Origin of the sequence: Marivivens marinus, from assembly GCF_035969385.1 — a bacterium.
Classification (GTDB): Bacteria; Pseudomonadota; Alphaproteobacteria; order Rhodobacterales; family Rhodobacteraceae; genus SELP01.
In genome coordinates this window covers 357,861-370,467 of sequence record NZ_JAYKKJ010000003.1, presented here as the reverse complement: position 1 = coordinate 370,467, position 12,607 = coordinate 357,861, and the positions used below count along the sequence as shown (strand labels likewise).

14 protein-coding genes and 1 riboswitch are annotated in these 12,607 nt (G+C 63.4%); of the genes, 12 read left to right on the top strand and 2 right to left on the bottom strand.

The genetic code is table 11. The features are described 5' to 3' along the window. Nucleotides 1-4: 4 nt before the first annotated feature. The gene (locus U3648_RS06625; protein WP_420858454.1) at nt 5-883 is read right to left on the bottom strand and encodes a hypothetical protein; all 879 of its coding nucleotides are present in this window, start codon (nt 881-883) and stop codon (nt 5-7) included. Nucleotides 884-1,013: 130 nt separating this feature from the next. On the opposite strand from U3648_RS06625, the gene miaB reads away from it, so the two are divergent. The 10 genes from miaB (at nt 1,014) to U3648_RS06575 (ending at nt 9,777) form a co-directional block, all read left to right on the top strand. Then, nucleotides 1,014-2,351: a tRNA (N6-isopentenyl adenosine(37)-C2)-methylthiotransferase MiaB gene (gene miaB / locus U3648_RS06620; protein ID WP_420858453.1), complete on the top strand. Its 1,338-nt coding sequence runs from the start codon at nt 1,014-1,016 to the stop codon at nt 2,349-2,351. A 234-nt stretch (nt 2,352-2,585) separates the two neighbouring features. Further along, entirely contained in the window at nt 2,586-3,143 is a 558-nt protein-coding gene (locus U3648_RS06615) for an OmpA family protein (RefSeq protein WP_420858452.1), read from the top strand. A gap of 11 nt (nt 3,144-3,154) precedes the next feature. Next, nucleotides 3,155-3,454 carry a hypothetical protein gene (locus tag U3648_RS06610; RefSeq protein WP_420858451.1) on the top strand — a complete coding sequence of 100 codons (300 nt, stop codon included), beginning with the start codon at nt 3,155-3,157 and terminating at the stop codon, nt 3,452-3,454. A gap of 152 nt (nt 3,455-3,606) precedes the next feature. Then, nucleotides 3,607-4,629, top strand: a complete 1,023-nt coding sequence (locus tag U3648_RS06605; protein ID WP_420858450.1) for a PhoH family protein — start codon at nt 3,607-3,609, stop codon at nt 4,627-4,629. Next, entirely contained in the window at nt 4,626-5,135 is a 510-nt protein-coding gene (ybeY, locus tag U3648_RS06600; protein WP_420858449.1) for an rRNA maturation RNase YbeY, read from the top strand. Before U3648_RS06605 ends, ybeY begins: the two co-directional genes overlap by 4 nt. Nucleotides 5,136-5,175: 40 nt before the next feature. After that, nucleotides 5,176-6,084, top strand: a complete 909-nt coding sequence (locus tag U3648_RS06595; RefSeq protein ID WP_420858448.1) for a hemolysin family protein — start codon at nt 5,176-5,178, stop codon at nt 6,082-6,084. Next, nucleotides 6,071-7,567, top strand: a complete 1,497-nt coding sequence (lnt, locus tag U3648_RS06590; protein ID WP_420858447.1) for an apolipoprotein N-acyltransferase — start codon at nt 6,071-6,073, stop codon at nt 7,565-7,567. The genes U3648_RS06595 and lnt overlap by 14 nt, the downstream gene beginning before the upstream one ends. Before the next feature lie 19 nt (nt 7,568-7,586). Further along, a riboswitch (SAM-SAH riboswitch) is annotated at nt 7,587-7,635 on the top strand. Between the two features lie 5 nt (nt 7,636-7,640). Beyond that, complete coding sequence (metK, locus tag U3648_RS06585; RefSeq protein WP_420858446.1) at nt 7,641-8,822, top strand: methionine adenosyltransferase; 1,182 nt, start codon at nt 7,641-7,643, stop codon at nt 8,820-8,822. A 169-nt stretch (nt 8,823-8,991) separates the two neighbouring features. Continuing rightward, nucleotides 8,992-9,324 carry a hypothetical protein gene (locus U3648_RS06580; protein ID WP_420858445.1) on the top strand — a complete coding sequence of 111 codons (333 nt, stop codon included), beginning with the start codon at nt 8,992-8,994 and terminating at the stop codon, nt 9,322-9,324. Between the two features lie 57 nt (nt 9,325-9,381). Continuing rightward, nucleotides 9,382-9,777 (top strand): GFA family protein, encoded by a 396-nt coding sequence (locus U3648_RS06575; RefSeq protein WP_420858444.1) that lies wholly within the window; start codon nt 9,382-9,384, stop codon nt 9,775-9,777. 35 nt (nt 9,778-9,812) lie between these two features. On the opposite strand, the gene U3648_RS06570 is transcribed toward U3648_RS06575, so the two are convergent. Continuing rightward, nucleotides 9,813-10,256 carry a DoxX family protein gene (locus U3648_RS06570; protein WP_420858443.1) on the bottom strand — a complete coding sequence of 148 codons (444 nt, stop codon included), beginning with the start codon at nt 10,254-10,256 and terminating at the stop codon, nt 9,813-9,815. 158 nt (nt 10,257-10,414) lie between these two features. On the opposite strand from U3648_RS06570, the gene trmB reads away from it, so the two are divergent. Continuing rightward, a complete protein-coding gene (gene trmB / locus U3648_RS06565; RefSeq protein ID WP_420858442.1) occupies nt 10,415-11,134 on the top strand; it encodes a tRNA (guanosine(46)-N7)-methyltransferase TrmB in 720 nt (239 codons plus the stop codon). A gap of 93 nt (nt 11,135-11,227) precedes the next feature. After that, complete coding sequence (gene aroA / locus U3648_RS06560) at nt 11,228-12,580, top strand: 3-phosphoshikimate 1-carboxyvinyltransferase (RefSeq protein WP_420858441.1); 1,353 nt, start codon at nt 11,228-11,230, stop codon at nt 12,578-12,580. Nucleotides 12,581-12,607 lie beyond the last annotated feature (27 nt).

Genomic DNA, 12,607 nt, shown 5'->3' with positions numbered 1-12,607 from the left:
CTGCCTAGAACCACTGCCCCGGCTCCATCAGCCCCAGATCCAGAAGCTGCTGTGAATGCCAGGTGAACGCGGCCGAATTGTGCCAGCGGAAGGTCTGGATGTCATAGGTCGATCCGGGGTTCCGCTTCAGCGCCTTGGCCGTCCGGAAGGAACAGACCGCCGCCGTCAGGTTATGGTGCCAGGGACAGGCGTAGGTATTGTATTCCTCGTCGTTGAACGTGTGGTTGGGCAGGATACGCAGCCCCGGCTTGGTCCGGAACAGTGACACCCTGTCGATCCGCCGCCGCGGGGCCGGGATATGTTCCTCGAACCGCCAACGCAGACCGCCGAAGAAATCCAACTGCCGCTCTTTCGGGTGATTGTGGTTCGTGGGGTCCGGCCGGGCGAGCGCGTAGTAGCCAGATTTGTCCAGATAGGCATCGTCCAGACAGACTGCGGAAGGGTAACTGTCGAGATCCCCGGCATAGAGATCGACCACATAGGTCAGGACCGTATCCCGCCGCTCTTCGGTGTTGAACGCCAGAAGTTCCGCAATATTGCGGTGTTCGCAAAACGGGTGGAACAGGTATTCGGCGTTATAGCTGTAGTAGAGCCACGTTCCCCGCGGTGCCGCCTCGATGCAGCCATTGATCACGGCCTCCATAGCGCCTTCCGCGGACAGATCGTGATCGACCCGCACCATCAGCTCCTCCAGCCCTTTGGGGAAGGGGATGTCCGGCGATCCGAAGGCGATCACGTTCTTGAAGCCCGCGTCGATATTGTGGCGCAAGGTCGACGCAATCTCGACCCCATCCTCGATCAGCAACAGCGCGACCGGCCCCTTCGCCAACGCGGCCTTGCCCAGCCGCAGAAAGGAGGTGAGGCTCGAATAATGCTCTGCCATGTTTACCCTTCCGAATGGACCTGCCCGACACTGCCGCAAGTTCCGTTAAAACCGGGTGCATTGCAAGACTGGGACGCCCGCGCTAGGTAGGCGCGATCCAATCCACGCCTGCCACTGCGGAACCTGCCCGATGTCCGATCCAAAGACCGACGCGCCAAAGAAGCTGTTCATCAAGACCTACGGGTGCCAGATGAACGTCTACGACAGCGAACGCATGGCCGAGGCGCTGGGCGGCAAGGGCTATGTCGAAACGGCGACCCCGGACGATGCGGACATGATCCTGCTGAACACCTGCCACATTCGGGAAAAGGCGGCGGAAAAGGTCTATTCCGAACTGGGCCGGTTTAAGCCGTTGAAAGATGCAAAGCCGGACCTGAAGATCGGTGTCGCGGGCTGTGTGGCGCAGGCCGAGGGTGAAGAGATCATGCTGCGCCAGCCGATGGTTGATCTTGTGGTCGGCCCGCAGTCCTATCATCGGCTGCCGGCGCTGGAAGAGGCGGCTGGCAAAGGGGCAAAGGTTCTCGACACGGAATTCCCCGAGGAAGACAAGTTCGAAACCCTGAAGTCCCGCCCCAAGGCCAAGCGCGGCCCGACCGCCTTTCTGACGGTGCAGGAAGGCTGCGACAAATTCTGTTCCTTCTGCGTGGTCCCCTATACCCGTGGGGCCGAGGTCAGCCGACCGGCAGGCCGTATCTTGCGCGAAGCCCGCGAGCTGGTCGAGGCAGGGGTGCGCGAGATCACCCTGTTGGGCCAGAACGTGAATGCCTACCACGGCCACGACAAGGGTCTTGCGGGGCTGATCTGGGCGCTCTCGGAGATCGACGGGCTGGACCGCATCCGGTTCACCACCTCGCACCCCAACGACATGGACGACGCGCTGATCGAGGCGCATGGCACCTGTGACAAGCTGATGCCCTATCTGCATCTACCGGTGCAGTCCGGGTCCGACAGGATTCTCAAGGCGATGAACCGCAAACACACTGCCGAAAGCTACCTGAAGCTGATCGAACGTATCCGCGCGGCGCGGCCCGATCTGCATTTGTCGGGCGATTTCATCGTCGGCTTCCCGGGCGAGACGGACCAGGATTTCGAAGACACTATGGCGATCGTGCGCGACGCGGGCTATGGCACCGCGTTCTCGTTCAAATATTCGGCCCGCCCCGGCACCCCCGCGGCCGAGAAGGTGGCCAAGATGGTCGACCCCGAGGTCGCCTCTGAGCGGCTGGCCCGGTTGCAGGCGCTGATCACCCAGCAACAACGCGCGCTTCAGGACAGCATGGTCGGGCGCGAGGTGTCGGTCCTGTTCGAAAAGGAAGGCCGCCTGCCGGGCCAGATGGTTGGAAAATCAGAATACCTGCACGCGGTCCATGCACTTGCCCCTGCTGACCTGAAGGGGCGGATCGCAAAGGTCAGAATCAAGGCCAGTGGCCCGAATTCGCTTGCCGGGGAATTGGTCGGGGCAAACTAGCTTGCCGAATGCCTTTGCGCGGATAGCGCGAGTTCAGTCAACACCACCGAACAATCCGCGCCTTTCGGCGGGACTGTATCTGATTGCGATACAATATATGCCCTTTTAAGCTTCCCATACCCCCAAATTTGGTAAGATTGTGGCGGAAGTTCAAGTGCGCGTTCGGTTGTTTCCGGTCGCGCTGAAAGCGTAAAGGGCATCTCTGTGGCAATTGAAATCAAAAGAACCGCACGTATGACCTTCGGAGCGATCACGGCAGTTGCGCTTGGTCTGGCCATGGCGGCCGCACCGGCTTCGGCGCAGGACAGCCGGACCGTCCAGGGGGAACGGTATATCCCCGGTATCTGGATCGATCCCGATGGTTGTGAGCACTGGGTGATGGACGATGGCGCCGAAGGCTACATGTCGCCGCACCGAACCCGTGACGGGCGCCCCGTCTGCCACCGTGCCGAGATTTGCGGCGTTGTCCCGACGGACCAATTGTTCGCGACCGACCGCTACAACATCAACGCGGCCAACCGCCAACGCCTGGCCCAGTTCTTCCAGCAGTCGATGGCGAATGGCACCTTTGCCTTCCTGATCTACGGCCATACCGACAGCCGCGCGTCTGATGAATACAACATGCGCCTGTCCACGAACCGCGCGAATGCGGTTGCGCAGGTTGCGGCCGGCGCTGGTGCCCGGGTCGCGGATGTTCGTGGTTTTGGCGAACGTAGCCCCCGCGCCCCGAACGATACCCCCGAAGGCGGCATGGCTCAGAACCGCCGCGTTGAAATCTACTGCCTGAAGTGAGGATGAGTGAGATGAAAGTATTCAAGAGCATCGCAATCCTCGCCGCTGCCGCATCCGTGTCCGCCTGCGTCGGAGAGGACAAGAGCCAGGACCTCAACTTTGGTGTCGATGGTGGGGACCTGTCCAATATGGTCGCCGGTATCTGGGTTGACCCGAACGGCTGCGACCACTGGATCATCGACGACGGTTGGGAAGGATACCTCTCCGAACGCCTGACCCCCGATGGCCGTCCGGTCTGTTCGGGCGTCGCGCCGCCGGAAACTGCCGTGGGCCCGTTCAAGGATGGGTCCAGCCTGCCGGACATCCTTTGATCTGCCCGGGCAGTATCCCGAATAGCGAAAGGCCGCAGCATCTGCTGCGGCCTTTTTCGTCGCAAAGTTGTGACCTGCGCGCGTCATGCCTTGCGCATGGCAAGCCGAATTGCCACCATCGACCCAAGCCCGCCTAAGAGGAGTCGCGATTTTTGGCCACGAGCATCCTGCCCCCGCTTGAAACCAACCCGGAACTTGCCGAAACCCATTTGGAGTTCCCCGATAATTTCCTGCTGATCGACCTGTGTGGCGAATACGACAGGAACCTGGCCAAGATCGAAAACGACCTGCAAGTGCAGATCCTGCGCCGCGGCAATCACCTTGCCATCGTCGGAGAGGAAGCCCCACGCAAGGCTGCCAGCGACGTGCTTCAGGCCCTCTATGGTCGGCTGGAATCCGGGCGCAGCGTCGAACTGGCCGATGTGGACCGCGAGTTGCGGATGGGGTCGTCCGAGGCCGATACCGGCACGCTTGCCGGCGACCAGATGGAGATGTTCGGCAAGGGCCCGGTCGAGATCAAGACCCGCCGCAAGTTGGTGGAGCCGCGCACCGATGCGCAAAAGGCCTATGTCCGCAACCTGTTCAATCACGAGATGGCCTTCGGCATCGGCCCGGCCGGGACCGGCAAGACCTATCTGGCCGTCGCCGTGGGCGTGAACCTGTTTATCGAAGGCAAGGTTGACCGGATCATCCTGTCCCGCCCGGCAGTCGAAGCCGGGGAAAAGCTGGGCTATCTGCCCGGCGACATGAAGGACAAGGTCGATCCGTTCATGCAGCCGCTTTACGACGCGCTGAATGATTTCCTTCCCGGCAAGCAGACCGCCAAGCTGATCGAGGAAAAGCGCATTGAAATCGCGCCATTGGCCTTCATGCGGGGGCGGACCCTGTCGAATGCCTTCGTGGTGCTGGACGAGGCGCAGAACGCCACCACCATGCAGATGAAAATGTTCCTGACCCGACTTGGCGAAGGCAGCCGCATGGTCATCACCGGCGATCGCAGTCAGGTGGACCTGCCGCGCGGCCAGACGTCGGGACTTGCCGACGCGGAACGGCTCTTGAAGGGGATCGACAAGATCAGCTTCAACTATTTCACAGCCAAGGACGTGGTGCGCCACCCGCTGGTCGCCGCGATTATCGAGGCCTACGACAAGGCGGACAACGGCGGCGTGCTGTGACCGCCGACATCAGTATCGACATTACCGATCCCCGCTGGGCTGACGTTGGAATCGACGATCTTATTGCCACCGCAGCCGAGGCGGTTCTGGGCCACCTTGGTCTGGCCGAGGACTGCGAACTGTCGGTTCTTGCCTGTGACGATGCCCGCATTGCCGAGTTGAACACCGAATTTCGCGGCAAACCGGTTCCGACCAATGTGCTGTCCTGGCCGGCCGAGGAACGCGGCGCCGATGCCCCCGGCGCCCGGCCGGGCCTGCCCGAGCCCGATATGTTCGGCACGGTCGAACTGGGCGATATCGCGATTTCCTATGATACCTGCGCCCGCGAAGCCGCCGAGGCGGGCAAGCCTTTGGCCGATCACACCACGCATCTTGTCGTTCACGGGGTGTTACATCTTCTGGGCTACGATCACATCCGTGACCCGGATGCCACCCTAATGGAAGGATTAGAGGTGGAGATACTTGGCAAACTGGGGGTCCCGGACCCATATTACCGGGAAGACTGAAGGCGCCGGACAGATCCGCGCGCCATGGATACAGGAGAAGATGGGCGATACCGCAGACGGGTCCTCTAGCGCAGCGCATGGCGCGCAACCGGACCAGACAGAGACGACCGAGGCCCAGAGTAGTCAGGGCAAGGGCTTCTTCAGCCGCATTTTCGATGCCTTGACCCCGGTCGAGGACGACAGCGATCCGCACAACGAGACACAGTCCCGCGCCCCCGCGAACGGCAGCCCCGTTCCGGGAATGCTGAACCTGCGTCGTATGCGGGTCGAGGATGTGGCGATCCCCAAGGCGGAAATCGTGGCCGTTTCGGTAACCATCTCCAAGGATGAACTGGTCGAGGTGTTCCGCGAAAGCGGGCTGACCCGGATTCCCGTCTATGAAGGCACGCTCGATACCCCGATCGGGATTGCCAACCTGAAAGATTTCGCTCTGCGCTACGGGTTCAACGGCGACACGTCCGAATTTGACATGCGCGCGATGCTGCGCCCGCTTCTTTACGTGCCCCCCTCCATGCCTATCGGCATCCTGCTGCAAAAGATGCAGGCCGAGCGAATTCACATGGCCCTTGTGATCGACGAATACGGTGGTACCGACGGATTGCTGACCATCGAAGACCTGATCGAACAGGTGGTGGGCGAGATCGAAGACGAACACGACGTGGACGAAGCCGAAAGTTTCTCTTGCGAGAAACCGGGGGTCTACATGGCACAGGCCCGCACCCCGCTGGAGGAGTTCGAGGCCGAGATCGGGATGCCGCTGACCGAGCATGAGGAGATCGACGGTGAAGAGGTCGACACGCTTGGCGGTCTGGTCTTCATGCTGTCCGGCCATGTCCCCGCGCGGGGCGAGGTGATCCGCCACCCGTCCGGCCCCGAATTCGAAGTGGTCGAGGCCGACCCCCGCCGGATCAAGCGGTTGCGCGTGCGCCTGCCACATGCTGCCGAATAGCGGCTGGCGCAGGCTGGCCGCTTTCGCTGTCCTTGGCGCGGTCGCCGCGCTGGGGCAGGCCCCGTGGGGGTTGTGGTGGCTGACCTTACCGGCGCTGGCTGCCGCAGTGGTCTGGATGCGCCCCACGGGATGGGGCGCGGCCTGGGATGGTTGGGCGCTGGGCACCGGGTATTTCGGCACGGCGCTGCATTGGATCGTTTTCCCGTTCTTCGTCGAACCTGACATCCACGGCTGGATGGCCCCTTTTGCCGTGGTGTTCATGGCGGCGGGGCTGGCCCTGTTCTGGGCGCTGGCCAGCGGGATCGCGGCCCGGTTCAGGATGGGACGCGCCGGGGTCCTTGCGCTGCTGGCCGGGGCCGAGGTCTGCCGCGCCTATATTTTCACCGGCTTTCCTTGGGCGAATATCGGGCACATCTGGATCGATACGCCGCTGGCCCAACTGGCCGCCATTGCCGGGCCGCACGGGCTGATCCTGTTGACCACGCTGCTGGTCTGGGGGCTGACCACGCTTTGGGATGGCAGGCGGGTCATCGGTGGTGCGGTCGTCCTAGGCGGGGCTGTTGCCGCATTTGCCCTGTCGCCCGGTGCCGCGCCCGCGCCGGACGCGAGTGCGCCCGTGGTTCGGCTGGTGCAGCCCAACGCGCCACAGGACGAAAAATGGGACCCGGACCTTTTGCCGGTCTTCTACAACCGTCTGATCACCGCCACTGGGCAGGGGCAGCCGCCCGCGCTGGTCGTCTGGCCGGAAACCGCGATCCCCTACCTGATGGAATATGCCGATCCGATCTTTTCCGAAGTGGGCGAGGCGGCCCGAGGCGCCCCCGTGATCCTTGGCCTGAACCGGCGCGACGGAGCCCGGTATTACAACGCCCTTGCGGTGCTGGGGTTGGGGGGCGAGGTCCGGTCGATCTATGACAAGCGCCACCTTGTGCCCTTCGGCGAATACATCCCCTTCGGAGAGGTGATCGGACGGTTCGGGCTGCGCGGGCTGGCCGCGTCGGAAGGGGGCGGGTTTTCGAAAGGGCAAGGGGTGCCGCGCATCCTGCTGCCGGGATTGGGGCAGGCAGTTCCGCTGATCTGTTATGAAGGGATATTCGCCGAAGAAGTTCGCGCGGCAGTTATCGCGGGCGACCGGCCCCGGTTGTTGGTGCTGATCACCAACGACGCGTGGTTCGGCCCCGGCACCGGCCCGCGACAGCATCTGGCTCAGGCCCGGCTGCGCGCCATCGAAACCGGCCTGCCGATGGTCCGGGTCGCCAATACAGGCGTCTCGGCCATGATCGACGGGCGCGGGCGGATCACCGACAGCCTGCCGATGAACGTGGACGGCTGGATTGATGCCCCCTTGCCCGCCGATCTTGGCCCAACGCCCTATCTGAGCTGGGGCGACATCCCGGCGCTCTTGTTGCTTATTCTCGCCATTTCCGGGGTCATTTTGGGGCAGCGTCGCTTTTCGATTGACCCTGTTCAACCCGATCAATAGCCCTACGTTCCGAGCAATAACCCCGTCACAACGGCTTCCTGGCGTGGCGGGAAAAACCCAATGGAGCATCCCCATGACCCGCGCGAACTACACTTTCACCTCGGAATCTGTCTCCGAGGGGCACCCGGACAAGGTTTGTGACCGGATTTCCGATGCCGTCCTTGACGCCTTTATCGCGGAAGAACCCGAGGCGCGGGTCGCCTGCGAAACCTTCGCCACCACCAACCGGGTCGTGATCGGCGGGGAGGTCGGCCTGTCCGATCAGGCGAAGCTGGCCGAATACATGGGCCGGATCGACCAGATCGCGCGCGACTGCATCCGCGACATCGGCTATGAGCAGGACAAGTTCCACTGGCAGACAGTCGAGGTGACGAACCTTCTGCACGAACAATCCGCCCATATTGCCCAAGGCGTCGACGCGGCCGACAACAAGGACGAAGGCGCGGGCGATCAGGGGATCATGTTCGGCTTTGCCACCAACGAAACCCCCGATCTGATGCCCGCCCCGATCCAGTATTCCCACGCGATCCTGCGGCGGCTGGCCGAGGTGCGCAAGAACGGCACCGAACCGACCCTTGGCCCCGACGCCAAATCGCAGCTGTCCGTTCGTTATGAACACGGCAAACCGGTCGGCGTATCCTCCATCGTTCTGTCCACCCAGCACCTTGATGCATCCATGACCTCGGACGACGTGCGCAATGTGGTCGAACCCTACATTCGCGAAGTTCTGCCCGAAGGCTGGATTGACGCCGAGACCGTTTGGCACGTGAACCCGACCGGCAAATTCGTGATCGGTGGCCCCGATGGGGACGCGGGCCTGACTGGACGCAAGATCATCGTCGATACCTACGGCGGCGCGGCCCCGCATGGCGGCGGCGCGTTTTCCGGCAAGGATCCGACCAAGGTGGACCGGTCTGCCGCCTATGCCGCCCGCTATCTTGCCAAGAACGTGGTCGCCGCGGGCATGGCGGAGAAATGCACGATCCAGCTGTCCTATGCCATCGGCGTGGCGCGGCCCCTGTCGATCTATGCCGACACCCATGGCACCGGAGAGGTCGATCCGGCGGCCATCGAACGCGCCATTGACCAGTGCATGGACCTGACCCCGCGCGGCATCCGCACTCATCTGGGTCTGAACCGCCCAATCTACCAGCGCACCGCCGCCTACGGTCACTTCGGCCGCAAGCCCGAGGCCGATGGCGGCTTTAGCTGGGAACGCACCGATCTGGCCGACGCGCTGAAGCGGGCGGTCTGATCCTGCGAGTGTTTCCGGCCGATGAGTGGTCGGGTCTGGCAGCCATTGGGCCAATCGCCAGATTGGCCACGCGCCGACCGCCCCCATGGGCGGCGCGTTCCGCGCCACCCGCGGTCGGTTTGGGCAAAACGGCACCCGTCGTGCCAATTGATGATCACGAGGTGCTGAAATGCCCCACGCAGAGCTGAAATATTCGGCTGACCTGAACATCGACGCCCCCGCGGTCTTGCGGGGGATCGAACAGCTGATCCTGCGCCATGACGCCGGGGCCGGGGCCTGCAAGGGCCGGGCCTATCCGGCGGAAACGTTTCATCACACGCATTGCCTTCTGGATGTCTCGCTTCTGACCAAACCGCACCGCGACCACGCTTTTACCCAAGCCCTTCTGGCGGACCTGCGGGTAGAGGTGGCGCGCCACCTGCACCAACCCTGCGCCTTGTCCGTCGGGGTCCACTATTCCGACGAGGGCTATTGGACCGGGGCGCACATTCCCGAAGGGTGATCGTTGCGCTTTCACTTAGGCGGGCTAGACTGGACCGATGTGTGGAAAGGGACGGTGATGATCGAAGGCAGATGCCATTGCGGCGCGGTTCACTGGCGCTTTGACCGGTTGCCGGAGCGGGCGACCACCTGCAATTGCACCGTCTGCCGCCGCTATGGGTCAATCTGGGCCTATGATTGGGAAGGTGCGGCGATCCACCCATCCGGCGAAACCCATGCCTATCGCCGTGCTGATAGCGGCGATATTGAATTTCATTTCTGCCCCGACTGCGGCTGCCTGATGTGGTGGCGCGGGCATGAACCGGGCGAAGATGGTCGGACCCGGATCGCCGTGAACCTGCGCATGGCGGAACCGGGCGATGTCGCCGCGATTCCGATCTTTCGGTTCAACGGGCTTGAATGGAACGACAACGCCGTGCAGGACGGGCGCTGTGTGGTCGACGTCTGGGCCTGAAGCGGGGGCCGCGCAGACGGCCCCCGCAGGATAGATCAGGCTGCTGCGGCCTTGCGCTGATCCAGCGACAGGGTGCCTGCGCCAAGGGCCACGATCATCAGCATCCCGCCCGCGATCGCCACGTTCTTCATGAACATGATCATCTCGGTCTGGGCGGCCATGCCCTCCATCCCGAACGAGGGCACAAGATGGAACAGGAAGCCGGACAGCAGGCTGAAGCCCGCCAGAAGGAAGGCGATGATGCGGGTTTGCCAGCCGATCAGCAGGGCGATGCCACCGCCAAGTTCGGTCAGGATCACCAGCGGCAGAAGCGCGCCGGGAACGCCCATCATTTCCATGTATTGGGCGGTTCCGGAGTAGCCGGTGATCTTCTGGGCGCCGGCCATGATGAAGATGAAGGCAAGGAAAACGCGGCCCAGCGGGGCGGCATATTGGGTGGAGTTCATATCAAGGGTTCCTCTCGGGGTTGCTGTTGACATGACTTGCCTTGATCTGCGGGCGCCGCACAATTCGGATGATTTGAACATCTTGTGTGGGGTGGCGCACAGTTCCGTCCCTCTTGTGTAAGGTGGGTCTTGACCCACCCCATGTGACCCGCCCCATTGATCCGCCCGCGCCCCCGCGCTAGAGGCCGCGCATGACCGATGACAACACACATCCCACCGGCGCCCCGTGGCGCAACTTCTATGGCCGGCTCAAGGGCAAGGGCCTGCGCAAGTCGCAGGAAGCCTATCTTGACGAAGACCTTGCCGCGCTCTCTCCCGGCGCGGTTGGGTGGGAGGAAAACCCCGACCGCACCCCACTGGACCTTGCCGCCCTGTTTCCGGGGAAACAGGAGATCTGGGTCGAGATCGGCTTTGGCGGGGGCGAACATATGGTCCATATGGCCGCGCGCTATCCGAACGTCGGGATCATCGGCTGCGAGCCCTATATCAACGGGGTCGCCATGCTACTGGGCAAGATCCGCGAGGCCGGGGTGACCAACCTTGCCGTCCATCCGGGCGACGCGCGCGACCTGTTCGATGTGCTGCCCAAGGGGTCGGTGGCCAAGGCCTTTCTGAACTACCCGGACCCCTGGCCCAAGAAACGCCACCACCGGCGGCGGTTCGTGACCCAGGATCACCTCGCGCCCCTGTTCGAGGTGCTGAAACCGGGGGCGGAATTCCGCGTGGCGACCGACATCGAAGACTACGTGCGCCAGACCTTGCAAGAGGTGCCCAAGGCCGGGTTCAAATGGGCAGCCGAAGGGCCCGCTGATTGGCGCGATCCGTGGGACGACTGGATTTCGACCCGCTACGAACAAAAGGCCCTGCGCGAAGGCCGCACACCGCATTACCTGACCTTTCTGCGCCCGTAAGGTGGGTTTCAACCCACCATTGCCGGGCCTTATGGACCCGGCGCGCGCTCTGGTCTATCAGGGCGCTAACATCTGATCACGAAGGACCACCCGATGTCCGGCCACGGCACTCCCATTCCCATGACCTCCCGCAAATGCGGCCCCCTGACGGGCGAGGCCCGCGTTCCCGGCGATAAATCCATCTCGCACCGCTCTTTGATTCTGGGGGCGTTGTCGGTGGGGGAAACCCGGATCAGCGGCCTTCTGGAAGGGCAGGACGTTCTGGACACCGCCAAGGCGATGCGCGCCTTCGGGGCCGAGGTGACGGATCACGGCAATGGCGAATGGACGGTCAATGGCGTCGGTGTCGGCGGCTTTGCCGAACCGGAACAGGTGATCGACTGCGGCAACTCCGGCACCGGGGTCCGGCTGATCATGGGCTGCATGGCGACCTCGCCGATTACCGCGACCTTCACCGGCGACGCTTCGCTCAATTCGCGGCCCATGGGCCGGGTCACCGATCCGCTGGCGCTGTTCGGCGCGCAGGCCTTTGGCCGCACCGGCGGGCGCCTGCCGATGACCATCGTCGGTGCCGCCAACCCTGTCCCTGTGACCTACACGGTGCCGGTCCCCTCGGCGCAGGTGAAATCCGCCGTCCTTCTGGCCGGGTTGAACGCGCCGGGCCAGACCGTCGTGATCGAGAAAGAGGCCACCCGCGACCATACCGAACGGATGCTGGTGGGGTTCGGGGCAGACCTGACCGTCGAAGAGACCGACGCAGGCCGCGTGATCACCCTGACCGGCCAGCCCGAATTGAAACCCCAGACCATCGTCGTCCCACGTGATCCGTCCTCGGCCGCCTTCCCGGTCTGCGCCGCGCTGATCACCGAAGGGTCGGACGTTCTGGTCCCGAATATCGGCCTGAACCCCACCCGCGCTGGCCTCTTCACCACCCTGCGCGAAATGGGCGCCGATCTGGAATATGAGAACTTGCGCGAAGAGGGCGGCGAACCCGTCGCCGACCTGCGCGCGAAATTCAGCCCCAACCTGAAGGGGATCGAGGTTCCGCCGGATCGTGCTGCCAGCATGATCGACGAATATCCCGTCCTGTCCGTGGTTGCCGCCTTTGCCGAGGGCCAGACCGTGATGAAGGGCGTCAAGGAACTGCGGGTCAAGGAATCCGACCGGATCGACGCCATGGCCAAGGGGCTGCGCGCTGCGGGCGTCACAGTGGACGAGGGCGAGGATTGGTGGATCGTCACCGGCCGCGGATTTGGCAATGTGCCGGGCGGCGTGACCGTTGAAAGCCGACTGGATCACCGCATCGCCATGTCCTTCATGGTCATGGGCATGGCCACCGAGAAACCGATGCGCGTCGATGATGGCGGTCCGATTGCCACGTCCTTCCCGATTTTCGAGCCACTGATGGCCAGCCTTGGGGCGCAGGTCAGCCGGGACAACAGCTGATCATGGCGGAGGAGCCGGGGAAACCCA

Excerpts from the sequence above, each read along its gene's own strand:
- U3648_RS06580 (WP_420858445.1), top strand. The coding sequence starts at position 8,992 with ATGCCCCACGCAGAGCTGAAATATTCGGCTGACCTGAACATCGACGCC.
- lnt (WP_420858447.1), top strand. The coding sequence starts at position 6,071 with ATGCTGCCGAATAGCGGCTGGCGCAGGCTGGCCGCTTTCGCTGTCCTT.
- miaB (WP_420858453.1), top strand. The coding sequence starts at position 1,014 with ATGTCCGATCCAAAGACCGACGCGCCAAAGAAGCTGTTCATCAAGACC.
- trmB (WP_420858442.1), top strand. The coding sequence starts at position 10,415 with ATGACCGATGACAACACACATCCCACCGGCGCCCCGTGGCGCAACTTC.
- metK (WP_420858446.1), top strand. The coding sequence starts at position 7,641 with ATGACCCGCGCGAACTACACTTTCACCTCGGAATCTGTCTCCGAGGGG.
- U3648_RS06610 (WP_420858451.1), top strand. The coding sequence starts at position 3,155 with ATGAAAGTATTCAAGAGCATCGCAATCCTCGCCGCTGCCGCATCCGTG.
- U3648_RS06595 (WP_420858448.1), top strand. The coding sequence starts at position 5,176 with ATGGGCGATACCGCAGACGGGTCCTCTAGCGCAGCGCATGGCGCGCAA.
- U3648_RS06615 (WP_420858452.1), top strand. The coding sequence starts at position 2,586 with ATGACCTTCGGAGCGATCACGGCAGTTGCGCTTGGTCTGGCCATGGCG.
- U3648_RS06570 (WP_420858443.1), bottom strand. The coding sequence starts at position 10,256 with ATGTCAACAGCAACCCCGAGAGGAACCCTTGATATGAACTCCACCCAA.
- U3648_RS06625 (WP_420858454.1), bottom strand. The coding sequence starts at position 883 with ATGGCAGAGCATTATTCGAGCCTCACCTCCTTTCTGCGGCTGGGCAAG.
- U3648_RS06575 (WP_420858444.1), top strand. The coding sequence starts at position 9,382 with ATGATCGAAGGCAGATGCCATTGCGGCGCGGTTCACTGGCGCTTTGAC.
- aroA (WP_420858441.1), top strand. The coding sequence starts at position 11,228 with ATGTCCGGCCACGGCACTCCCATTCCCATGACCTCCCGCAAATGCGGC.